The sequence below is a fragment of the Streptomyces smyrnaeus genome (assembly GCF_017676345.1).
Lineage (GTDB): Bacteria > Actinomycetota > Actinomycetes > Streptomycetales > Streptomycetaceae > Streptomyces > Streptomyces smyrnaeus.
Map to the genome: position 1 here is coordinate 374,642 of NZ_JAFFZM010000003.1, position 20,425 is coordinate 395,066.

18 protein-coding genes are annotated in these 20,425 nt (G+C 73.4%); 6 read left to right on the forward strand and 12 right to left on the reverse strand.

The genetic code is table 11. The features are described 5' to 3' along the window. The first annotated feature begins 19 nt into the window (after positions 1 to 19). Positions 20 to 1,546, forward strand: a complete 1,527-nt coding sequence (locus JW613_RS07765; protein WP_307865827.1) for an aldehyde dehydrogenase (NADP(+)) — start codon at positions 20 to 22, stop codon at positions 1,544 to 1,546. Positions 1,547 to 1,676: 130 nt separating this feature from the next. After that, entirely contained in the window at positions 1,677 to 2,741 is a 1,065-nt protein-coding gene (locus JW613_RS07770) for an aminotransferase class V-fold PLP-dependent enzyme (protein ID WP_209209936.1), read from the forward strand. Positions 2,742 to 2,805: 64 nt separating this feature from the next. On the opposite strand, the gene thpD is transcribed toward JW613_RS07770, so the two are convergent. From thpD to ectA, 4 genes are all read right to left on the reverse strand, one after another. Then, positions 2,806 to 3,705: an ectoine hydroxylase gene (gene thpD, locus JW613_RS07775; protein ID WP_209209937.1), complete on the reverse strand. Its 900-nt coding sequence runs from the start codon at positions 3,703 to 3,705 to the stop codon at positions 2,806 to 2,808. 194 nt (positions 3,706 to 3,899) lie between these two features. Continuing rightward, complete coding sequence (locus JW613_RS07780; RefSeq protein WP_099879403.1) at positions 3,900 to 4,304, reverse strand: ectoine synthase; 405 nt, start codon at positions 4,302 to 4,304, stop codon at positions 3,900 to 3,902. 140 nt (positions 4,305 to 4,444) lie between these two features. Further along, on the reverse strand, positions 4,445 to 5,713 hold the full coding sequence (ectB, locus tag JW613_RS07785; protein ID WP_209209938.1) for a diaminobutyrate--2-oxoglutarate transaminase: 1,269 nt from the start codon (positions 5,711 to 5,713) through the stop codon (positions 4,445 to 4,447). Positions 5,714 to 5,813: 100 nt separating this feature from the next. Continuing rightward, positions 5,814 to 6,329: a diaminobutyrate acetyltransferase gene (gene ectA, locus JW613_RS07790; protein WP_209209939.1), complete on the reverse strand. Its 516-nt coding sequence runs from the start codon at positions 6,327 to 6,329 to the stop codon at positions 5,814 to 5,816. Between the two features lie 517 nt (positions 6,330 to 6,846). Here ectA and JW613_RS07795 point away from each other — a divergent pair. The 4 genes from JW613_RS07795 to JW613_RS07810 all read left to right on the forward strand — a co-directional run bounded on the left by JW613_RS07795 (position 6,847) and on the right by JW613_RS07810 (position 10,674). Beyond that, entirely contained in the window at positions 6,847 to 7,941 is a 1,095-nt protein-coding gene (locus JW613_RS07795) for an amidohydrolase family protein (protein WP_209209940.1), read from the forward strand. 135 nt (positions 7,942 to 8,076) lie between these two features. Then, the gene (locus JW613_RS07800; RefSeq protein ID WP_209209941.1) at positions 8,077 to 9,489 is read left to right on the forward strand and encodes a carboxyl transferase domain-containing protein; all 1,413 of its coding nucleotides are present in this window, start codon (positions 8,077 to 8,079) and stop codon (positions 9,487 to 9,489) included. 28 nt (positions 9,490 to 9,517) lie between these two features. Then, a complete protein-coding gene (locus JW613_RS07805) occupies positions 9,518 to 10,273 on the forward strand; it encodes a DsbA family oxidoreductase (RefSeq protein ID WP_209209942.1) in 756 nt (251 codons plus the stop codon). Further along, complete coding sequence (locus tag JW613_RS07810) at positions 10,270 to 10,674, forward strand: DnaJ family domain-containing protein (RefSeq protein WP_209209943.1); 405 nt, start codon at positions 10,270 to 10,272, stop codon at positions 10,672 to 10,674. The genes JW613_RS07805 and JW613_RS07810 overlap by 4 nt, the downstream gene beginning before the upstream one ends. A 3-nt stretch (positions 10,675 to 10,677) precedes the next feature. Here JW613_RS07810 and JW613_RS07815 read toward each other — a convergent pair whose 3' ends face one another. Genes JW613_RS07815 through JW613_RS07850 form a run of 8 tightly spaced genes read right to left on the reverse strand, consistent with a single transcriptional unit; the run spans position 10,678 to position 20,417 of the window. Next, positions 10,678 to 11,991, reverse strand: coding sequence for an alpha/beta fold hydrolase (locus tag JW613_RS07815; RefSeq protein ID WP_209209944.1), 1,314 nt, complete (start codon positions 11,989 to 11,991; stop codon positions 10,678 to 10,680). 40 nt (positions 11,992 to 12,031) lie between these two features. Beyond that, positions 12,032 to 13,135: an Rv2231c family histidinol phosphate aminotransferase CobC gene (gene cobC / locus JW613_RS07820; protein ID WP_209209945.1), complete on the reverse strand. Its 1,104-nt coding sequence runs from the start codon at positions 13,133 to 13,135 to the stop codon at positions 12,032 to 12,034. After that, complete coding sequence (locus tag JW613_RS07825) at positions 13,132 to 13,608, reverse strand: cobalamin biosynthesis protein (RefSeq protein WP_209209946.1); 477 nt, start codon at positions 13,606 to 13,608, stop codon at positions 13,132 to 13,134. Before JW613_RS07825 ends, cobC begins: the two co-directional genes overlap by 4 nt. Further along, a complete protein-coding gene (locus JW613_RS07830) occupies positions 13,605 to 14,999 on the reverse strand; it encodes a cobyrinic acid a,c-diamide synthase CobB (protein WP_209209947.1) in 1,395 nt (464 codons plus the stop codon). Before JW613_RS07830 ends, JW613_RS07825 begins: the two co-directional genes overlap by 4 nt. A 37-nt stretch (positions 15,000 to 15,036) precedes the next feature. Then, positions 15,037 to 15,645: a cob(I)yrinic acid a,c-diamide adenosyltransferase gene (gene cobO, locus JW613_RS07835; RefSeq protein ID WP_185016491.1), complete on the reverse strand. Its 609-nt coding sequence runs from the start codon at positions 15,643 to 15,645 to the stop codon at positions 15,037 to 15,039. Next, positions 15,645 to 17,762, reverse strand: a complete 2,118-nt coding sequence (locus JW613_RS07840; protein ID WP_209209948.1) for a putative cobaltochelatase — start codon at positions 17,760 to 17,762, stop codon at positions 15,645 to 15,647. The genes cobO and JW613_RS07840 overlap by 1 nt, the downstream gene beginning before the upstream one ends. A 55-nt stretch (positions 17,763 to 17,817) precedes the next feature. Further along, positions 17,818 to 19,398 (reverse strand): cobyric acid synthase, encoded by a 1,581-nt coding sequence (locus JW613_RS07845; protein WP_209209949.1) that lies wholly within the window; start codon positions 19,396 to 19,398, stop codon positions 17,818 to 17,820. After that, positions 19,395 to 20,417, reverse strand: a complete 1,023-nt coding sequence (locus JW613_RS07850) for a cobalamin biosynthesis protein (protein WP_209210017.1) — start codon at positions 20,415 to 20,417, stop codon at positions 19,395 to 19,397. The genes JW613_RS07845 and JW613_RS07850 overlap by 4 nt, the downstream gene beginning before the upstream one ends. Between the last annotated feature and the right edge of the window lie 8 nt (positions 20,418 to 20,425).

Below are 20,425 nucleotides of genomic sequence, written 5' to 3' on the forward strand. Positions count from 1 at the left end.
CAGGACCAGGAGGACTCCGGTGGCAGCAGCAGTACCAGTGTGGAGCGTCGACCCCCGAACCGGAAAGCAGCGGGAACGGGTCGCCGACGAGGCCACGGCGGCCGACGTGGACGCCGCCGTACGGGCCGCGCACGAGGCGCTCCCCGCGCTCGCCGACCGCACGGTCCGCGCGGCCTTCCTGCGCGCCGCCGCCAAGCGCCTCGAAGCCGACGGCGAGCGCATCGTCGCGACGGCGGACGCCGAGAGCGCCCTGGGCGAGCCCCGGCTGACCGGCGAACTCGCGCGTACGACAGGGCAGTTGCGGGCCTTCGCCGACGAGGTCGAGGAGGGCGGCTACCTCGATGTCATCATCGATCACGCCGCGCCCGACCTCACCCCGCCCCGCCCCGATCTGCGCCGCTACAAGCTGCCGATCGGCGTCGTCGCCGTCTACGCCGCCTCCAACTTCCCGCTGGCCTTCTCCGTCCCCGGCGGCGACACCGCCAGCGCACTCGCCGCCGGCTGCCCCGTCGTGGTCAAGGCCCACCCCGACCACCCCGCCACCTCCGCACTGTGCGGGGCGGCGCTGCGGGCCGCTGCCGCCGACTCGGGGCTGCCCGAAGACGTCGTCTCCGTCGTGCACGGGTTCGAGGCGGGGGTCGAACTGGTGCGGCACCCGCTGGTGTCGGCCGCGGGCTTCACCGGCTCGGTCAAGGGCGGCCGTGCCCTCTTCGACGCGGCCGCCGCCCGGCCCCGGCCCATCCCCTTCCACGGTGAACTCGGCTCCCTCAACCCGGTGGTGATCACCCAGGAGGCCGTCACCGAGCGCGCCGAGCAGATCGGGGAGGGCCTCGGCGCCTCCATGACCCTGGGCACCGGCCAGTTCTGTGTGAAGCCCGGTCTGGTCTTCGTGCCCGAGGGCGGCGACGGCGACCGGATGCTGGACAAGCTGTCCGACACCCTGCGTGCCACGGCCCCCGGGCATCTGCTCGACGACCGGATGCGGGAGGCGTTCTTGGCGGGCGTGGCCGAACGGTCGGCACTCGAGCAGGTCGAGGCGCCGGTCGTCGCCGGGGCCGGCGACGACGAGCGGACCGTGCGGCCCGGCCTGTTCACCGTCGCCGCCGGTGCGCTGGGCGAGGAGCACGAGCTGCTGCTGGAGGAGTGCTTCGGTCCGGTGACCGTGGTCGTCCGCTACGCGGACGACGCCGAGATCGACACCGTGCTGGGGCGGGTGCCCGGCAGCCTCACCGCCACGGTGCACCTCGGCTCCGCAGAGGCGGCCGGTGCGGAGGGCGCCGCCTCGTTGGTGGAGCGGCTCACCGCGCTCGCGGGCCGGGTGCTGGTGAACGGCTGGCCCACCGGGGTCGCCGTCGCTCCGGCCCAGCACCACGGGGGGCCGTACCCGGCCACCACCTCGACCTCGACCTCCGTGGGGGCCACCGCGATCGAGCGCTGGCTGCGGCCGGTGGCCTTCCAGGACACCCCTGCGGCCCTGCTTCCGCCCGAACTGCGGGACGACAACCCCCTGGGCCTGCCGCGAAGGGTCGACGGCACCCGGGAGTGACGGAGCCCGGCGCGAAGACACCGCCGCCCCCCCCGCCCCCGCCCTCACCGCTTCGGCGCCGGGGGCGGGGAGGGCGGGGGACGCGCACAATGCGGTGGACCGGGAAGACCCGCCCCCCGACACTGGGTGGATGGACCAACGCCTGCTTGCCGCCGAGTTCGACCCCGAGATCACCTACTTCAACACCCCCTCCCACGGCCTGCTCCCCGCCCGCGCGGTAGCGGCGGTCAGCGAGGCCGCCGCCGCCATGTCCGCGGGCCGCATCGACCAGGCGGCCTACTACACGAAGGTGGACGAGGCCCGCGCCGCCTTCGCGCGGATCGCCGGTACGACCCCCGACCGGGTGGCGGCCGGCAGCGCGGTGTCCACGCACACCGGGATGATCGCCGCTTCCCTCCCGTCCGGGGCCGAAGTCCTCGCACCGCGGGACGAGTTCAGCTCCGTCGTCAACCCGTTCACGGTGCGCGACGACATCACCCTGCGCACCGTGCCCCTCGCCGACCTCCCGGAGGCGGTGGAGCCCTCCACCACGCTGGTGGCCCTCAGCGCAGTGCAGTCGGCGGACGGGCGCATCGCCGACCTGCCCGCCGTCCGGTCGGCGGCCCGCGCCGCCGGCGCGCGTGTACTGCTGGATGTGACGCAGGCGGCCGGCTGGCTGCCGTTCAGCGCCGACGACTACGACTACGTGGTGTGCGGCGCCTACAAGTGGCTGCTGTGTCCGCGCGGCGCCTCGTTCCTGGTCGTCTCCGCCCAGGCCCAACAGGCGCGGGCGGTGCTGCCGCTGCATGCGGGGTGGGTGGCGGGGGCCTCGCCCTGGGAGGACTGCTACGGGCCCATCGCGCGGCTCGCACCGGACGCGCGCGCGTACGCGGAGTCGGTGCCCTTCCTGCCGTATCTGGGTGCTGTGCGCTCGCTCGCGCTGATCGAGGAGTTGGGCGGGCCGGAGGCGATCGGGGCGCACGACCGGGCGCTGGCCGACCGCTTCCGCAAGGGAGTCGCGCAGCTCGGCGGCGGACACGAGCCGGTGCCGGGGGACTCGGCCATCGTCGCGGTGCCCGGACTCGGGCACGCCGTGGACCGGCTCGCCGACGCCGGGGTGTCGGTCTCGGAGCGCAACGGCAATCTGCGCGCGGGCTTCCACGTCCACAACACCGAGGCGGACGTGGACCGGCTGCTCGATCTGCTCGCGGGCTGAGCGCGCGGCACGGGGGCGGAGCCGCGTACGGCTCCGCCCCCGCCTCAGTGGGACACCGGCCGGGTCACTTCACGGGCGTGAAGTCCCGCGCCCCGATGAACTCGGGGCGGCGGATCGGCGCGGCGAAGGGTTCCACCGCCTCGTTCTCGACGCTGTTGAAGACGATGAACACGTTGCTCCGCGGGTACGGAGTGATGTTGTCACCGCTTCCATGCATGCAGTTGCAGTCGAACCAGGTCGCCGAGCCGGGCTTGCCGGTGAACAGCTTGATGCCATGTGCTTCGGCGAACTTGGTCAGGGACTCGTCGGTCGGCGTCCCCGCGTCCTGCATCTGCAGCGACTTCTTGTAGTTGTCCTTCGGCGTCTCGCCCGCGCAGCCGAGGAAGGTCTTGTGCGACCCCGGCATGATCATCAAGCCGCCGTTGGTGTCGTAGTTCTCCGTCAGCGCGATCGAGACCGACACGGTCCGCATCCGGGGCAGACCGTCCTCCGCGTGCCAGGTCTCGAAATCGGAGTGCCAGTAGAACCCTGTGGCGCCGAAGCCCGGCTTGACGTTGATCCGGGACTGGTGGACGTAGACGTCCGAGCCCAGGATCTGCCGTGCCCTGCCCACGACGCGCGGGTCCCGCACCAGCTGTGCGAAGACCTCGCTGATCTTGTGCACCTCGAACACGGACCGGATCTCCTGCGACTTCGGCTCGACGATCGAGCGTTCGTCCGCACGCATCTCCGGATCCGAGGTGAGCCGTTCCAGTTCCGCGCGCAGCACATCGACCTCGTCGGGTCCGATGAGCTGGTCGATGGCGAGGAACCCGTCCCGCTCGAAGCCCGCCAGGTCCGCGGCCTCGATGGGCCCCGGCGTACCCGGTTCGGACCACACGACGGGGTCCATCCGCGGGATGGCCACCTCGGTGGTCCCGCGAGTCGGGTACAGGTCGGCGGTGCGCTCGGGTGCGGTGGTCATGGAAGTGCCTTCCTCTCCTCTCGTACGGCCCTGTTCACTTGGCGAAACGGCCGAGACGGCCGAAGTGGACCGGCGAACGGTCCCCCAATCACGGCGGGGCTGTGCCTCAGCGTGGCATGGCTGTGCCTCAGCGTGTCAGCACGTCGACGCTTCGGCGCGACGGTGCTGCGGCGCGTCGCCGCTCAGCCCTCGGGTCAGTCGTCGTCAGGCTCGGTGAGCAGCGGGTAGACGCCGTTCTCGTCGTGGTCCTCCCGGCCGGTGACCGGCGGGTTGAAGACGCACACGCAGCGGAAGTCGGTCTTCGGGCGCATCGTGTGCTTCTCGTGCCCGTCGAGCAGGTACATCGTGCCGGGGGAGATCCAGTGCTTCTCGCCGGTCTCGTCGTTGGTCAGTTCCGCCTCGCCCTCGACGCAGAGCACGGCCTCGATGTGGTTGGCGTACCACATCGACGTCTCGGTGCCCGCGTAGAGAACCGTTTCGTGCAGGGAGAAGCCCACCTTCTCCTTCGCGAGAACGATGCGCTTGCTCTCCCAGGTGCCCGACGCCGCCTTGACGTGTCGGTCGGTGTTCTCGATGTCCTTGAAGGAACGAACGATCACGGTCTGATGGTGCCTTTCTCTGTGTCACCTATGGAAGAGGCCTTTTGTTGTCCATTTCGGACTAAACCGCTTCCACAGGTATCCATTACGGAAGTGGCCCGTCCCGGCTGAGACAGCCGGGACGGGCCACGTCTTGTGGGTCAGGCGGTCTCGCGGACAGCCCGCGCCAGGATCCGCAGCCCCTCGTCCAACTCCTCGGGGGAGATGGTCAGCGAGGGCAGGAGTTTGACGACCTCGCTCTGCGGACCGGAGGTCTCGATGAGCAGCCCCAGCTCGAAGGCGCGCTTGGCCACGGCGTTGGCACGGCTCTTGTTGTGGAACTCCAGGCCCCACACCAGGCCGCGGCCGCGGTGGTCGGCGACGTCCTCGGAGTGCTCCTCGGCGATGGCCTTGAGCTGGGCCTCGACCTGCTCGCCGCGGGAGAGGGTCTGCTTCTCCATCTGGCCGTCGGCCCAGTAGGTCTGCAGGGCCGCGGTGGCGGTGACGAAGGCCGGGTTGTTGCCGCGGAAGGTGCCGTTGTGCTCGCCCGGCTCCCAGATGTCCAGCTCCGGCTTGAACAGGGTGAGCGCCAGCGGCATCCCGTAGCCGCCGATCGACTTCGACAGCGTGATGATGTCCGGCTTGATGCCCGCCTCCTCGAAGGAGAAGAAGGCGCCGGTGCGGCCGCAGCCCATCTGGATGTCGTCGACGATCAGCAGCATGTCGTGCCGCTCGCACAGGTCGGACAGGGCACGCAGCCACTCGGCGCGGGCGACGTTGATGCCGCCCTCGCCCTGCACCGTCTCGACGATGACGGCCGCGGGCTTGTTGAGCCCGGAGCCCTGGTCCTCCAGCAGCCGCTCGAACCAGACGAAGTCCTCGGTGGTGCCGTTGAGGTAGTCGTCGAACGGCATCGGGGTGCCGTGCACCAGCGGGATGCCGGCGCCGGCGCGCTTGAAGGCGTTACCGGTGACCGCGAGCGAGCCCAGCGACATGCCGTGGAAGGCGTTGGTGAACGAGACGATCGACTCGCGGCCCTTGACCTTGCGGGCCAGCTTCAGCGCCGCCTCCACCGCGTTGGTGCCGGTCGGCCCCGGGAACATCACCTTGTGGTTCATCCCGCGCGGCTTGAGGACCAGCTCCTGGAACGTCTCCAGGAACGCGCGCTTGGCGCTGGTGGACATGTCGAGTCCGTGCACGACGCCGTCGCGCTCCAGGTAGTCCAGGAGGGCCCGTTTGAGCACCGGGTTGTTGTGGCCGTAGTTGAGGGTGCCCGCTCCGGCGAAGAAGTCGAGGTAGGTGTGGCCGTCCTCGTCGTACATGTGCGCGCCCTGCGCCCGGTCGAAGATGGTCGGCCAGCCACGGCAGTAGCTGCGCACCTCCGACTCCACGGTTTCGAAGACGCTGAGGTCCGGCTGGGTGATGGTCACAGCTTGCTCCTGGAGTGAGTCGCGTGGGGAAGAAAAGTCTGGTTATGGGCGGATGGGCGGTCGGCGACGGTGCCTACCCGCGGGTGTGCGGCCGTATACGTCAGCGCTTCGATGCGCCGGGAAACACGACCGGACCGATCCGGTACAGCACTTCCGGCAGGTGGCCGTCCTCGGGGAAGAGGGCGGCGTCGAACAGCACGTCCTTGGCGACCGCGGCCGAGTGGCGCTGCGCGTAGGAGGTGAACAGCCGGTTGGAGGGGGTGTTGTCCGGGGTGACCGTGGTCTCGACGGTGTCGATGCCGTGCTCCTCGGCGACGCGGAGCGTCAGCCCGTCCAGCATCGCCGCCGCGAGCCCGCGGCCCCGGGCCGCCTCGTCCACGGCGACCTGCCAGACGAGGAGGGTGCCCGGCTGCTGCGGACGGATGTAGCCGGTGATGAAACCGACCGGCTCGCCCGCGCCGTCCCGGGCGACCACCGAGGTCGCGGCGAAGTCGCGGCACCACAGCAGGTAGCTGTACGAGGAGTTCAGATCGAGGGTCTTCGAGTCGCGGGCGATGCGCCAGATCGCGGCTCCGTCGTCCACACGGGGTGTGTCGAGCTTCAGTCCCTCCGGCATTTCGAGAAAGTCTCTATGGGCACGTGCATGGTCTGCTTGTGCGGCGGTCATGCGAATTCAATTTACCCAGCAGAATCTGAAACTGCACGGGGGAAAGGGGTTACGTGGAAGGGGGCCTCTGTGTTATCGCGCGCGGGCGGGCGGGCGCGCTGGACCGTCGCGCTCGGCCCCTGCTTAAGCGGATATGTCCGTGTATAGCAGTCGACTTGTTGAGTGCGTCACAGTCCGATAACGTCCTTGAGAACCACCGGGGATTAGCGCGGCGAAGCTGCGACGAAGCTAACGAAATCTTAGCGTTTGAGCTGGCGGAAAGCGGGCAGAAGAATACGGGCGACTACACCCGAAAAGCTCCCTGGATTGCATCGTAAAGCCGGAGCTTACGGCGTGTCTGCGTTTTCGCCGATCTCTTTCTTCGCTTTCGTGCCCACCGGCGTTCACCCGGCGGCCGTCCGCGCCCTGCGCCGGGCCGGGAACGCTCTCTGGACGCCGCCCTGTGACGCACTCGTACAGTGCGGGCATGAGCGAGTGCGCGAGTCTGCATATCAAGGGGCGGGTGCTGGTCGGGCCCGAGGACGTACGGGACGAACTGTGGGTGGTGGACGGGCGCGTCACCTATGAGCGGCCGGTCCGGGGCGGCGGCGAGCCCACCGAGCTGACCGGCTGGGTGCTGCCGGGCCTGGTGGACGCGCACTGCCACGTCGGACTGGACGCGCACGGCCCCGTGGACGACTCGACCAGCGAGAAGCAGGCGCTCACCGACCGGGAGGCGGGCGCGCTGCTGCTGCGCGACGCCGGGTCGCCCTCCGACACCCGCTGGATCGACGAGAGGGACGACCTGCCCCGCATCATCCGCGCAGGCCGCCACATCGCCCGTACGCGCCGCTACATCCGCAACTACGCACACGAGATCGAGCCCGGCGACCTGGCGGCGTACGTGCGCCGCGAGGCGCGCCGAGGCGACGGCTGGGTCAAGCTCGTCGGCGACTGGATCGACCGCGACAAGGGCGACCTGAGCTCCTGCTGGCCGCGCTGGGCCGTCGAGGAGGCCATCGCGGCGGCCCATGAGGAGGGTGCCCGGGTGACCGCGCACTGCTTCGCCGAGGACTCGCTGCCGGATCTGGTGGAGTCCGGCATCGACTGCATCGAGCACGCCACCGGGCTGACGGAGGAGACCATCCCGCTGCTCGCCGAGCGCGGCGTCGCCATCGTGCCCACCCTGGTCAACATCGCCACCTTCCCGACCCTCGCGGCGGGCGGCGAGGGGAAGTTCCCCCGCTGGGCCTCCCACATGCGCGAGCTGCACGCCCGCCGCTACGACACCGTGCGCGCCGCCTGGGAGGCGGGCATCCCCGTCTTCACCGGCACCGACGCGGGCGGGTCCCTGGCGCACGGGCTCGTCGGCCAGGAGGTCGGCGAACTGGTCAAGGCGGGCATACCGGTGCGGGATGCTCTGTCCGCCGCGACGTGGGGCGCCCGGGATTGGCTCGGGCGCCCCGGTTTGGCCGAGGGTGCCCCCGCGGATTTCGTTCTTTACGAGACCGACCCACGGGCGGATGTGCGCGTGCTCGAGGCTCCGAGCCATGTGGTGTTGCGGGGCCGTGTCGTGCGGTGACGGGGAGGGGGTGCCCCTTGGCGTAGTTCGCGGTCTGCGGGTGCTCCCCCAGCCTCCGGCCGGGCGGTACCCCCAGGGGCGCAGGGTGGGCAGGCGCAGCCCCCACGCCGGGCACGCGTACGGCAACCTGGAGACATGAGGCCAACGGCACGCACCTTGCTGTCCCAGGTGGCGAGTGGGTTCACGGAGTTCGACCCGCCCAAGGATCGGCCCTCGAAAGCGGACGGCCCACTGGGGTGGCCCGGATACGACGAGATGCGCGCGCAAGCGCAAGCCCGCACCGGTGAGAGCGAATCCGTGGTGTCCGGCACAGGCCGCATCGGCGAAGCCGAGACCGTACTGCTCTGCTTCGAGTTCGGTTACCTGGGCGGCTCCCTCGGCGAACGCACCGGCGACCTCATCGAGGCGGCCCACACCACGGCGCGCGAGCTGGGGCTGCCCGTCGTCACGCTGGTGGCCACCGGCGGCAGCCGGATGCAGGAGGGCATGCGCGCCCTCGTCCAGCTCCAGCGGGTGGCCCGGCAGACCGCGCTGACCGCCGCCGCCGGGCTGCCGCAGCTGGCGGTCGTCCGCGACCCGACGACGGGCGGCGGCTGGGCCACCCTCGCCGCGGGGGCCGACGTGGTGCTCGGCCTGCCCGGCGCACAGGCCGCCTTCGCCGGCTCGCGGGTACGGCCCCCCGACGCCGATCCCGCCGCGTACACCGTCGAGGCCCAGCACGCCGCCGGCCACATCGACCGGATCGTGCCGGAAGCCGAGCTGCCCACGGCACTCTCCCGCTGGCTCGCCCTGCTGGGCGGCAGCGCCGACCGGCCCCGGCGGCCCGAGCCCGTCCCGGTGCCGTACGCGCTGCCCGGTCCGACCGCCTGCGGCCGACTGCCCGACAGCGGCCCGGAAGCCGTCGCGCGGGCCCGTGCGGCGGGCCGCCCCCGTGCCGCCGCCTACCTGGACGCCTTCCTCACCGGCCGCGAGGAGATCGGCGGCGACCGCTGCTCGGGCACCGACGCGGGCGTGCTGTGCGGGTTCGGGCTGCACGAGGGCCGTACGGTCGCCTACGCGGCGCAGTGCGGCACACCGACCCGCCCGGCCGGCTACCGCACCGTCGCCCGCCTCGTCCGGATGGCCGGACGGCTGCGCATCCCCGTCCTCACCCTGATCGACACGCCCGGTGCCGCCAACGGGCCCGAGGACGAGCGGGCGGGCGCGGGCCCCGCCATCGCCGAGGTGTTCACCGCCGTCGCCGAGGCCACCGTCCCGATCACCTCGCTGCTCATCGGCGAGGGCGGCTCGGGCGGCGCCCTCGCACTGGCCGCCCCCGGCCGACTGTGGGTCACCCCGGACAGCTACTTCTCCGTCATCGCGCCGGAGGCGGCCGCCGCCATCCTCAAACGGGACCCCGACCAGGTGCCCCGGACCGCCGAGGAGCTGCGGCTGCGCCCCCAGGACGCCGTCGAGCTGGGTGTGGCGCGCGGAGTGGTGGAAACGGCACACGGCGCGGCGAGGACACCCGGCGTCCCCCGGCCGGAGCGCCGGCCCGACGAGGAATAGCGGGCGCGCGGCGGTGGTTCGAGCGGACATGCGCGTAGAGATCTGGTCGGACATCGCCTGCCCCTGGTGCTACATAGGCAAGGCCCGTTTCGAGAAGGGCCTGGCGGCCTTCGCCCACCGCGACGAGGTGGAGGTGGTGCACCGTTCCTTCGAGCTCGACCCGAACGCGGGCGCGCCGACCGGGCTGCCGGTCACCCGGCTGCTGGCGGACAAGTACGGGCTGACGCCCGAGCAGGCCCGGGCGGCCGAGGCGCGGGTCGCCGAGACCGCGCACGCGGAGGGCCTGGGCTATGCGTCCGGGCGCCTGATGAACGGCTCCACCTTCGCGCTGCACCGCCTGCTGCACCACGCCGCGCGGCAGGGCCCCGCGGTGCACGCCGCGCTGCTGGACGCCTTCTACCGCGCCAACTTCGCCGACCTGCGGCCCCTCGGCGAGCCGGAGACGGTCGTCTCGGTCGCCACCGGTGCCGGGCTCGACGAGGCCGAGGTGCGCCGGGTGCTCGCCGACGAGGACGCCTACGCCGAGGACGTGCGCGCCGACGAGCGCGAGGCGGCGGCGCTCGGCGCCACCGGGGTGCCGTTCTTCGTGCTGGACCGCCGCTTCGGTGTCTCCGGCGGACAGCCCGCCGAGGTCTTCACCCAGGCGCTGGAGCAGGCGTATGCGGCCGCGGGCGGGCCGGTCCGGGTGGCGGCGGCTGCCGGCACACCCGGACCGGAGGGCGCGGCGGCATGTGACGATGGGACGTGCGAGGTGCCCGCCCAGCGTACGGAGGACGCGCCGTGACCGAACGCAAGCCGCCGGGAGTCAGCTTCGAGAGCTGGGCCGACCGGCAGATCCGGGAGGCGGAGGAGCGCGGCGAGTTCGCGAACCTCCCCGGCGCCGGCAAGCCGCTGCCCGGTCTCGACAAGCCGTACACCGAACAGTGGTGGGTCGAGCGCAAGATGCGCGACGAGAATCTGACCTACCTGCCGCCCTCGCTCGCCCTCCGCAAGGAGGCGCAGGAGGCCCGAGAGCGGGCCGCCCAGGCGCGTTCGGAGGCCGAGGTGCGCTCGATCCTGACGGAGATCAACGCCAAGATCGACGAGGCGATCCGCCACCCCTTGGAGGGCCCGCCGCACCGGCTGGTCCCGTTCGACGTGGAGAGCGCCGTGCGGGAATGGCGTTCGGATCGATCCCGCCGCTAGGAGTCACCGCTCGCCGCGCGCCATCGAGAACAGGTGCTCCAGCACCTTGCCGTCGCTGACGCGCAGCCCGTCGTGTTCCCACTCGCCGGTCAGCCAGGTGCGGACGCGGGGTACGGCGCGTGCGGTCTGCAGCGAGTGGTCGCGGTCGACGTACATGTCGTCGTCGTAGACCGCCGCGTAGACGGGCACCTCGTTGCCGGCCAGTCGCTCGGTGTCGTACAGGTCCGGCCAGTCGCTCCGTTCGGCCAGCAGCTGCGCCGCCTCGCGCAGCGGCACCAGCGCCGGGTCGAGGTCGAACATCCAGGGGTAGATCATCTCCCCGGTCAGCAGCACCGGTTCGCCGGCCGCCAGCGCACGCTCCGCGTCGAACTGCGGGAACTCCTCCCGCACCCGCTGCGCCGCCCACCGGGTGCCCTCGGTGCTGACCGAGCGCTGCGCGAAGATCGGTTCGTGCAGCGCGGCGAACAGCGGACTGGCCGCCAGCGAGACCTGCGCCCGTACGCCCTCCAGGAACGTGTCCGAGAGCTCCAGCCCGGCGGCGCCGCTGATCCACGCGCTCTCCAGCAGGTGGTGCAGCGTGTGCGAGCCGGAGCCCTGACCCAGCAGCAAGCCCAGGTACTGGAACCGCTCCACCGTCAGCGGACTCCCGTCCGGCAGCCGCACCTCGTGCTCGGTCAGGTGGGCGGCGATCCGCCGTACCGTCTCCACATCCTGCGGGTAGCGCGCGTAGTGCGCCGCGTTCTTGGCCGCGACCCGGGGATAGGACGCGCGGTAGACGTCCTCCGCACTGGTGCGCAGTCCCGGCAGGCCGCCTGTCACGAACGCCTCCTGGATGCCCTCCGGAGCCAGCGAGAGGTAGGTCAGCGTGCAGAAGCCGCCGAAGCTCTGCCCCAGCGTCGACCACCGTGTCCCCTCGCCCAGCAGCCGTTCGCGTATCAGCTCCGCGTCACGCACGATCGAGTCCGCTCGGAAGTGCGCCAGATGGTCGGCCTGTTGGGCCGGTGTGCCGCGCGCCGCGAGGGACTGCCGGTTGGCGGGTGTGGAACGGCCGGTGCCGCGCTGGTCGAGCAGCAGCACCCGGTGGTGCCGCAGCGCGACGCGGAGCCAGCCGTCCGGGCCGACCGGGCGGGGCGACCCGTTGCCGGGCCCGCCCTGGAGGAACAGCAGCCACGGCAGCTGCTCGCCCTCCCGCTCGGCTGCGACCACCTCCCGGGCGAACACCTCGATCTGTTCGCCGTCCGGGCGTGCGTGATCAAGCGGTACGGGGAAGAAGTGGTCGGTCAGCACGATGCCGTGGTGCCGCAGCGTGGTGGGCATAGGGATCGGTCCTCCTGTGGTGGTGACGGCGCGGGACCGGTCAACGCCCGCTGGGGGCGTGCGGCGTATCCAGCGTCTCCAGCGCTCGGTGCAGTGCGGCGGTGAACCGGTCGGTCGTGGCCCGGTCCCGTACCGCCATCCGGAACCACTCCGGGCCCAGCCCCGGGAAGGTGTCCCCGCGCCGTACGGCGAAGCCCAGTGCGCGCAGCCGGTCCCGCAGTGCCGCCGCATGCGGGTGTCCCACCAGCAGGAACGGTCCCTCAGGCGTGGGTGTCGCCTCACTCAGTCCTGCCGTGTGCAGCTGTGCCAGCTGCTTGCGCAGATGGTCACGGTCCGCCGCGAACTGCCGGGCGGCGGCCTGTGCTTCCTCCAGCGCGTCCGGCGTGCTGCACACCTGGGCCGCCACCAGCGCCGGGGCCGAGACGGGCCACAGCGGCTGCTGGTGCGCCAGTGTCCGCACCGTCTGCGGGTCGCTCAGCACATAGCCGACGCGCAGTCCGGCCAGGCCCCAGGTCTTGGTGAGGCTGCGCAGTACGACCGTCCGCCCCGGCAGCTGTCCCAGCAGCGGCACCAGCGACTCCCGCTCACCCGGTACGGCGTCCACGAACGCCTCGTCGACGACGAGCGTGCGGCCCGGGCGGGCGAGCCGGGCCAGGGCCGCGGCGGGGTGCAGCACGGAGGTCGGGTTGGTGGGGTTGCCCACCACCACCAGATCCGCCTCGGGCGGTACGGCGCCGGCGTCCAGCCCGAAGCCGTCCTCGGGCCGCAGCAGCACCCGCTCCACCCGGTGGCCCGCGTCGCGCAGCGCCGCCTCCGGTTCGGTGAACTGCGGGTGCACCACGACCGGGCGGCGCGCCGGAAGGGCCCGGGCGAGCAGGACGAACGCCTCCGCGGCGCCTGCCGTCAGCAGCACCTGGTCCGGCGCCAGCCCGTGCCGCTCGGCCACCGCCCGGCGGGCGGGACCGCTGTCCGGGTAGGCGGCCAGCGACGCCAGCGAGGCCGCCAGCCGCTCGCGCAGCCACGCCGGGGGAGTGCCGCTACGGACGTTGACGGCGAGGTCGGTCAACCCGCTGCCGGCGCCGCGTACTTCCGCGTCCCCGTGGTGCCGCAGCGCGTCGTCCGCGGGGCTTCCGTACGCGTTCACAACTCCCTCCCGGGAACGGCGATGGCGGCCACAGCGGCGGTGGCGCGCACCGGAGCGCCTGCCGCAGGCCGCGCTCTGGTCTTGGGCACCAGCAGCACCGGAGCGCCTCCCTGCACCGTCGTCCCGCTGCCCCCGCCGCTGGCCAGCAGCGCCGCGGCCTCGGCGACGGAGGGCGTGCCCACAGCCGTACGGGAGAAGTCCGAGGGGTGCGGCACCCGGACGCGGGCCAGCGTGCGGGCGTCGTAGGCGATCAGCGGCAAGCCCAGCTTGCGTGCCGCCAGCAGCAGCCCCGGCTCCTCGGCCCGCGCCTGGACGGTCGCCAGCGCCGCCGCCTCGCCCGCCGCCGGCCTCGCGGCCCGCAGCACGTCGTCCACCAGCCCCAGCACCTCTTCGGCCGTCACACCGGCACAGGTGCCCACCCCGACGGTGACGAGCCGGGGCCCCGGTCCCGTTCCCGCGCCGAACGGACTCATGCCGTCTTCCCCGGTTCGTGCCCCGTCGCGCTCCCCGCCGCCCACCGCTCGGCGCAGCCTGCCACGAACCGCGCCGCCATCCGGGGCGCCGCCGCCCAGTGCACATGCAGATAGGAGGCGTGCACATTGCCCTGGACGAAACCGTCCGTACGGCGCTCGGGCCGCACCAGCCCCCAGGCGGGCACCTGCCCCGCGCCCGGCAGCAGTTCGGTGCGGTGGAACTCGTGGCCCCGCACACGGGTGCCCGCCTCGGCGAGGGCGCTGTCCGCGACGGCCACCGCCTCGCGGTAGCCCAGGGTCAGCCGCTCCGCCATCCGCCCGTGCGCGTCGAGGACGCCGCACATCGGCTTGCCGTCCAGCTCCTGTGCCAGATACAGCAGCCCGGCGCACTCGGCCGCGACCGGCCCGCCGAAGGCCGCGATCTGCCTGCGCAGGGGGCGATTTTCGGCCAACTCCGGAGCGTACACTTCCGGGAAGCCGCCGCCGATCACGAGCCCTGCCGTGCCGTGCGGCAGCGCCTCGTCCCGCAGCGGGTCGAAGCCGACGACCTCGGCACCCGCGGCCCGCAGCAGCTCGGTGTGCTCGGCGTACGAGAAGGTGAACGCCGCACCGCCGGCCACCGCCACCCGCGGCGCGCGGGACACCGGCTCGGCGCCCACCTCGGCGCCCGGGTCCCACGCCTCGTCGGGCAGCGGCGGAGCCTGCCGCGCCAGCGCCAGCAGCGCCTCCAGGTCGCACCCCTCGCGCACCCGCTCGGCGAGTGCCGCCACCGACTCCACGGCCTCCGTGCGCCGCTCGGCCACCGGCACCAGCCCCAGGTGCCGGGAGGGCGCGCGCACCACCTTCGTACGGCGCAGCACGCCGAGCACCGGCACTCCCGAGCCGTCCAGTGCCTCGCGCAACAGCTCCTCGTGCCGGTCGGAACCCACCTTGTTCAGCACCACGCCCGCGACCCGCACCTCGGGGTCCCAGGAGGCGAATCCGTGCACCAGCGCGGCCACCGAGCGCGACTGCGACGACGCGTCGACCACCAGCACCACCGGGGCGCGCAGCAGCTTGGCGACATGTGCGGTCGACGCCAGCTCGCCCTGTCCGGCGGCCCCGTCGTACAGCCCCATCACGCCCTCGACCACCGCCAGATCCGCTCCGGCGGCGGCGTGCCCCAGCAGCGGTGCGATCCGCTCGGGACCGCACAGATACGCGTCCAGGTTGCGCCCCGGACGGCCGGTCGCCAGCGCGTGGTAGCCGGGGTCGATGTAGTCGGGGCCGACCTTGTGCGGGGAGACGGCCAGCCCGCGCCCGGCGAACGCGGCCATCAGCCCGGTCGCCACCGTCGTCTTGCCGCTCCCGGAGGACGGCGCGGCGACCACCAGCCGCGGTACCCGGATCACGCGGCGGCCCCCCGGGGGTGCGCGGAGGAGGCGGCTGTCACCACTCGATGCCCTTCTGCCCCTTCTGGCCCGCGTCCATCGGGTGCTTGACCTTGGACATCTCGGTGACCAGATCGGCCGCGTCGATCAACTGCTGCGGCGCGTTGCGCCCGGTGATGACCACGTGCTGGGTGCCGGGACGGTCCCGCAGCACGGCGACCACCTCCTCGACATCCACCCAGCCCCAGTGCATCGGATAGGCGAACTCGTCCAGTACCAGCAGCCGGTACGTCTCGGCGGCCAGGTCCCGCTTGACCTGCTCCCAGCCCTCGCGGGCCGCCGCCTCGCTGCTCATCTCGCCGTCCTGGACGTTGCGCTGGATCCACGACCAGCCCTCACCCATCTTGTGCCAGGTCACGCTGCCGCCCTCGCCGGAGTCGCCGAGCACCTTGAGCGCGCGCTCCTCGCCGACCTTCCACTTGGCGGACTTGACGAACTGGAACACCCCGATCGGCCACCCCTGGTTCCAGGCGCGCAGCGCCAGTCCGAACGCGGCCGTCGACTTGCCCTTGCCGACGCCCGTATGGACGGCCACCAGCGGTCTGTTGCGCCGCTGACGGGTGGTGAGACCGTCCTGCGGTACGACGTTCGGCTGCCCCTTCGGCATTACGCGGCCCTCCCTGCGTGCCCTGCGTTACGTGCGTCGGTCGTGCTGCGGACGAGTTCCGTCACCGCGTCGGCGCGCAGCTCGTCCAGGGTGACGGCGCTGCCGCCCAGTTCGGCGGCCAGTTCGCGGGCCAGTCCCAGCCGCACCTGCCCCGCCTCGCAGTCCACCACCACCGAAGCGGTGCCGTCCGCCGCCAGCAGCCGCGCCGCCTGCCGGGAGCGCACCAGCGGCTCCGGGCCGCCCGTGGCGCGCCCGTCCGTGACGGTGACCAGCAGCGGCCGCCGCGCCGGGTCCCGCAGCCGCTCGACCCGCAGCACCTCGCGCGCCCGCAGCAGCCCGGCCGCCAGCGGGGTGCGCCCGCCGGTCGGCAGCGACTCCAGCCGGGCCGCCGCCGCGTCCACCGAAGAGGTGGGCGGCAGCGCCACTTCCGCCTCGCCGCGCCGGAAGGTCACCATGCCGACCTTGTCCCGCCGCTGATAGGCGTCCAGCAGCAGCGACAGCACCGCGCCCTTGACGGCGCTCATCCGCTGCCGCGCCGCCATCGAACCCGAGGCGTCCACGACGAACAGCACCAGATTGCCCTCGCGGCCCTCCCGTACGGCCTCGCGCAGATCGTCCCGCCGCACCACCAGCCCGCTGCCGCGGCGGCCACGCGCGTGCTGGTACGGAGCCGCCGCCTGCACGGTGGCCGCCAGATGCAGCTTGCCCAGCGCGCCCTGCGGGCGGCGCGCCCCCGTGGTGCGGCCATGCGCCGTGCGGGCCCGCGAGCGGCGCCCGGCCGCGCCCTCGCCGAGCCCGGGGACGGTGAGGGCGCGCGCCTTGAACGGCTCGCCGGCGGGCGCTGCGGCCTGCTGAGGGGGCGCGGGTGCGCCGGGGTCGGGCGCACCGCCCGCGGTGCTCTCGGCGGAGGGCGGTGCGGCGGCCTCCTCGGAGCGCTCGGGCTGCGTCTGCTCGGGGATGGACGGCTCGTCCCGCGGGGCCTGGGCACCGTCTTGCGGTGCCCCCTGCGGCGGCAGCCCGCCACCGCCCTCGGGGCCCCCGTCCGGCCCGTCCGGCCCGTCCGGCCCGCCGTCCGGTCCGTCCGGCTGAGGGCCGTCCTCGTCCTGGTCGCTGTTCTCCTCCAGCGTCCGGTCCAGCTTGTCCTCGTCGAGGCCGGGGGCGTCGAACGGATTGCGCCTGCGCCGGTGGGGGAGGGCCAGCAGTGCCGCCTGCCGCACATCCGCCGACTCCACCCGGGTACGCCCCTCCCAGGCGGCCATCGCCGTCGCCGTACGGGCCATCACCAGGTCGGCGCGCATACCGTCCACCTCGAACGCCGCGCAGGTCGCGGCGATCTGGCGGAGCGCCGCGTCACCGAGCCGTACCCGGGGCAGCAGCGACCGCGCGGCGGCGATCCGCTCGCACAGCTCCCGTTCGTCGTCGGCCCAGCGCGCCGCGAACCCCTCCGGGTCGTCGTCGTACGCCAGCCGCCGCCGTACGACCTCCACCCGCTGGTCCGTCTCGCGCGAGGCGGCCACCTCGACCGTCAGCCCGAACCGGTCGAGCAACTGGGGGCGCAGCTCGCCCTCTTCCGGGTTCATGGTGCCGACCAGCAGGAAGCGGGAGGCGTGCCGGACGGAGACGCCCTCGCGCTCCACGTAGGAGGCGCCCATGGCGGCGGCGTCCAGCAACAGGTCGACGAGGTGGTCGTGCAGCAGGTTGACCTCGTCCACGTACAGCACGCCGCGGTGCGCGTCGGCCAGCAGTCCCGGCTCGAATGCCTTCACACCCTCCGACAGCGCCCGTTCGATGTCCAGGGCACCCACCAGCCGGTCCTCGGAGGCACCGACCGGCAGTTCGACCATGCGGGCCGGGCGGGACTCGCCGGCGCCGGCGTCTTCGTGCGGACCGTCCGGGCACGCGGGGTCGGGCGTGGCGGGGTCGCAGGAGAAGCGGCAGCCGGGCACGACGTCCACGCCGGGCAGCAGCGTGGTCAGCGCCCTGACGGCCGTCGACTTGGCCGTGCCTTTCTCACCGCGCACGAGCACGCCTCCGATGGCGGGGGAGACGGCGTTGAGCAGCAGGGACAGCTGGAGGTCCGCCTGGCCGACCAGGGCGGTGAAGGGGTAGGGGGTCACGCGTCACTCCTTCGAGTGGCTTGGGTGCGTCAGGGATGCCGGATCGCGGGGCCGGTCACGGCGGTGCCCCCGGGGGTACGAACGGCAGCCCCTCCGGCACCCCGTCCTCGATGAGCCGCAGCAGCGCGGTCGTGTCCGCGTGCTCCTCGATCAGGTCGCCGAGCCGGTCGAGCTGTTCCTCGCGCAGTGCGGCGAACCGGGTGTCGGGCGCCGGCTCGAAGGCGCGGCCCGCGTCGGCCGCGACCTGCCGCAGAAAGGCACGCCGGAAGCCGTCCGACTCCAGCGAGCCGTGCCAGTGGGTGCCCCACACGGTGCCGACCCGGCAGCCGTCCAGCGGGACTCCGCCGGTGTCGCACAGGAACGGCTCGCCGCCGTGCACGTCCGCGACGCCGTGGTGGATCTCGTAGCCCTCCACCGGCTCGCCCAGCGCACTCCCGTGCGGACGGGCCAGGGTCTTGTCCTGGGCGAACCGCACCCGCACCGGCAGCAGTCCGAGTCCGTCGACCACACCGGCGCGCGATTCGACGTCGTCCTCGATGCGTTCGCCCAGCAGCTGGTAGCCGCCGCAGATGCCCAGCACGGGCCGTCGCTCGGCCGCACGCCGCGCCAGCGCCGCGGCCAGCCCCCGCTCGCGTATCCACTCCAGCGCCTTGACCGTGCCCCGGGTTCCCGGCACCACCACCAGGTCGGCGTCGGCCAGCTCCTCCGGGCGGTCGCAGAACCGCACCACCACGCCGGGCTCGGCGGCCAGCGCGTCCACATCGGTGAAGTTGGACATCAACGGCACCGGCAGCACGGCGACCCGCAGCACATCCGCGCCGTGCGGGGGCGCGACGGTGGACTCCCGTACGGTGCCGCGGAGCGACACTCTCAGCCCGTCCTCCTCGTCGATGCCCAGCCCGTGCTGGTACGGCAGTACGCCGAGGGTGGGCCGCCCGGTCATCCCGCGCAGCATCTCCAGGCCCGGCTCCAGCAGCGAGACGTCGCCGCGGAACTTGTTGACCAGGTAGCCCGCCAGCAGCTCCTGGTCCTGCGGGGCCAGCAGCGCCGTCGTGCCGAACAGCGAGGCGAACACGCCGCCCCGGTCGATGTCGCCGACGACCAGCACCGGCAGCCGGCAGGCGCGCGCCAGCCCCATGTTGACGATGTCGCTGCGGCGCAGATTGATCTCGGCGGGGCTGCCCGCACCCTCGCAGATGACCGCGTCATGGGTGCGCCGCAGCTCCTCCAGACAGCCCGCGACCGTCTCCAGCAACTCCTCCCGCCGTCCGGGCCGCGCCCGGCCGTCGCCGCTGCCGGGATGGCGGCCGAAGTACCCGCGTGCCGACATCTCGCCCACGGCCTTGCCCAGCAGTACGACCTGACTGGTGCGGTCGCTGCCCGGCTTGAGCAGCACCGGGTTCATCAGCGCGCTCGGCTCGACCCGTGCGGCAGCCGCCTGCATGGCCTGTGCACGGCCGATCTCCGCGCCGTCGAGCGTGACGAAGGAGTTGAGCGACATGTTCTGCGCCTTGAACGGCGCCACCCGCACCCCTTTGCGGGCCAGCCAGCGGCAGATGCCCGCGGTGACCACGCTCTTGCCGGCGTCCGATGTCGTCCCGGCGACCAGCAGTCCGCCTGTCCTGCGCGCGCTCACCGCGCTCCTCCCTCGCCGCGCCCCCGCCCCGGGCGGCGCGCTGCCGTACCCACCAGGCAGCTCGTCACCAGCGCCAGCACTCCTACCCGGCGCGAGAGCCGTACAGCCCGTTCGATGTCCGTCGACCGGACGGCGCGCCCCCGGGTGTTGAGGACCGGCCGGTGCTCCACCCGTCCGCCGTAGGAGAGGGTGCCACCCAGCCGCACCCCGAGTGCGCCCGCGAACGCGGCTTCCACCGGGCCCGCGTTGGGGCTGGGGTGGCGGTGCGCGTCGGCGCGCCAGGCGTGCACGGCACCGCGCGGATCGGGCCCGGTGAGTGCGGCCAGCGCGGCGGTCAGCCGGGCCCCCGGCCAGCCCGCCACATCGTCCAGCCGGGCGGCGGCCCAGCCGAAGCGGCGGTGGCGCGGGGAGAGGTGGCCGACCATCGCGTCGAGCGTGTTGACCGCGCGGAAGCCCACCAGACCGGGAACGCCTGCCAGCGCGCCCCACACCAGTGCGCCCACCACGGCGTCCGAGGTGTTCTCCGCGACGGACTCGACCACGGCGCGGGCCACCGCCGGTGCGTCGAGGCGCTGCGGATCGCGTCCGCACAGCGCGGGCAGCCGCTCGCGTGCCAGCTCCAGATCCCCCGCCTCCAGCGCGGCGCCCACGGCACGGGCTTCGCGGGTCAGCGAGGTGCCCCCGAGGACGGCCCAGGTGGTGGCGGCGGTCAGTGCGAGCGCGGGGACGGAGGAACGCTGTCCGGTGCGGGTGCGGGTGCGGGTGCGGGTGCCGGCGCCTACGGCGTCGCGCGCGGCGCTCGCCGTGGTCAGTGCGCCGGCGGCAGCGGCGGCACCCCCGGCGCAGACGAGGACGTAGAGCGCCCCGGTGCCCCGGTGGTCGCGCCACATCCGGCGCTCCAGCGCCGCGGCGGCCCGGCCGAAGGCAGCGACCGGATGCCCGCGGCGCGGGTCGCCCAGCAGCGCGTCGGCGGCGAACCCCAGCAGCGTGCCGCGCACATGGACGTCACGGGCCCCCATCAGACGGC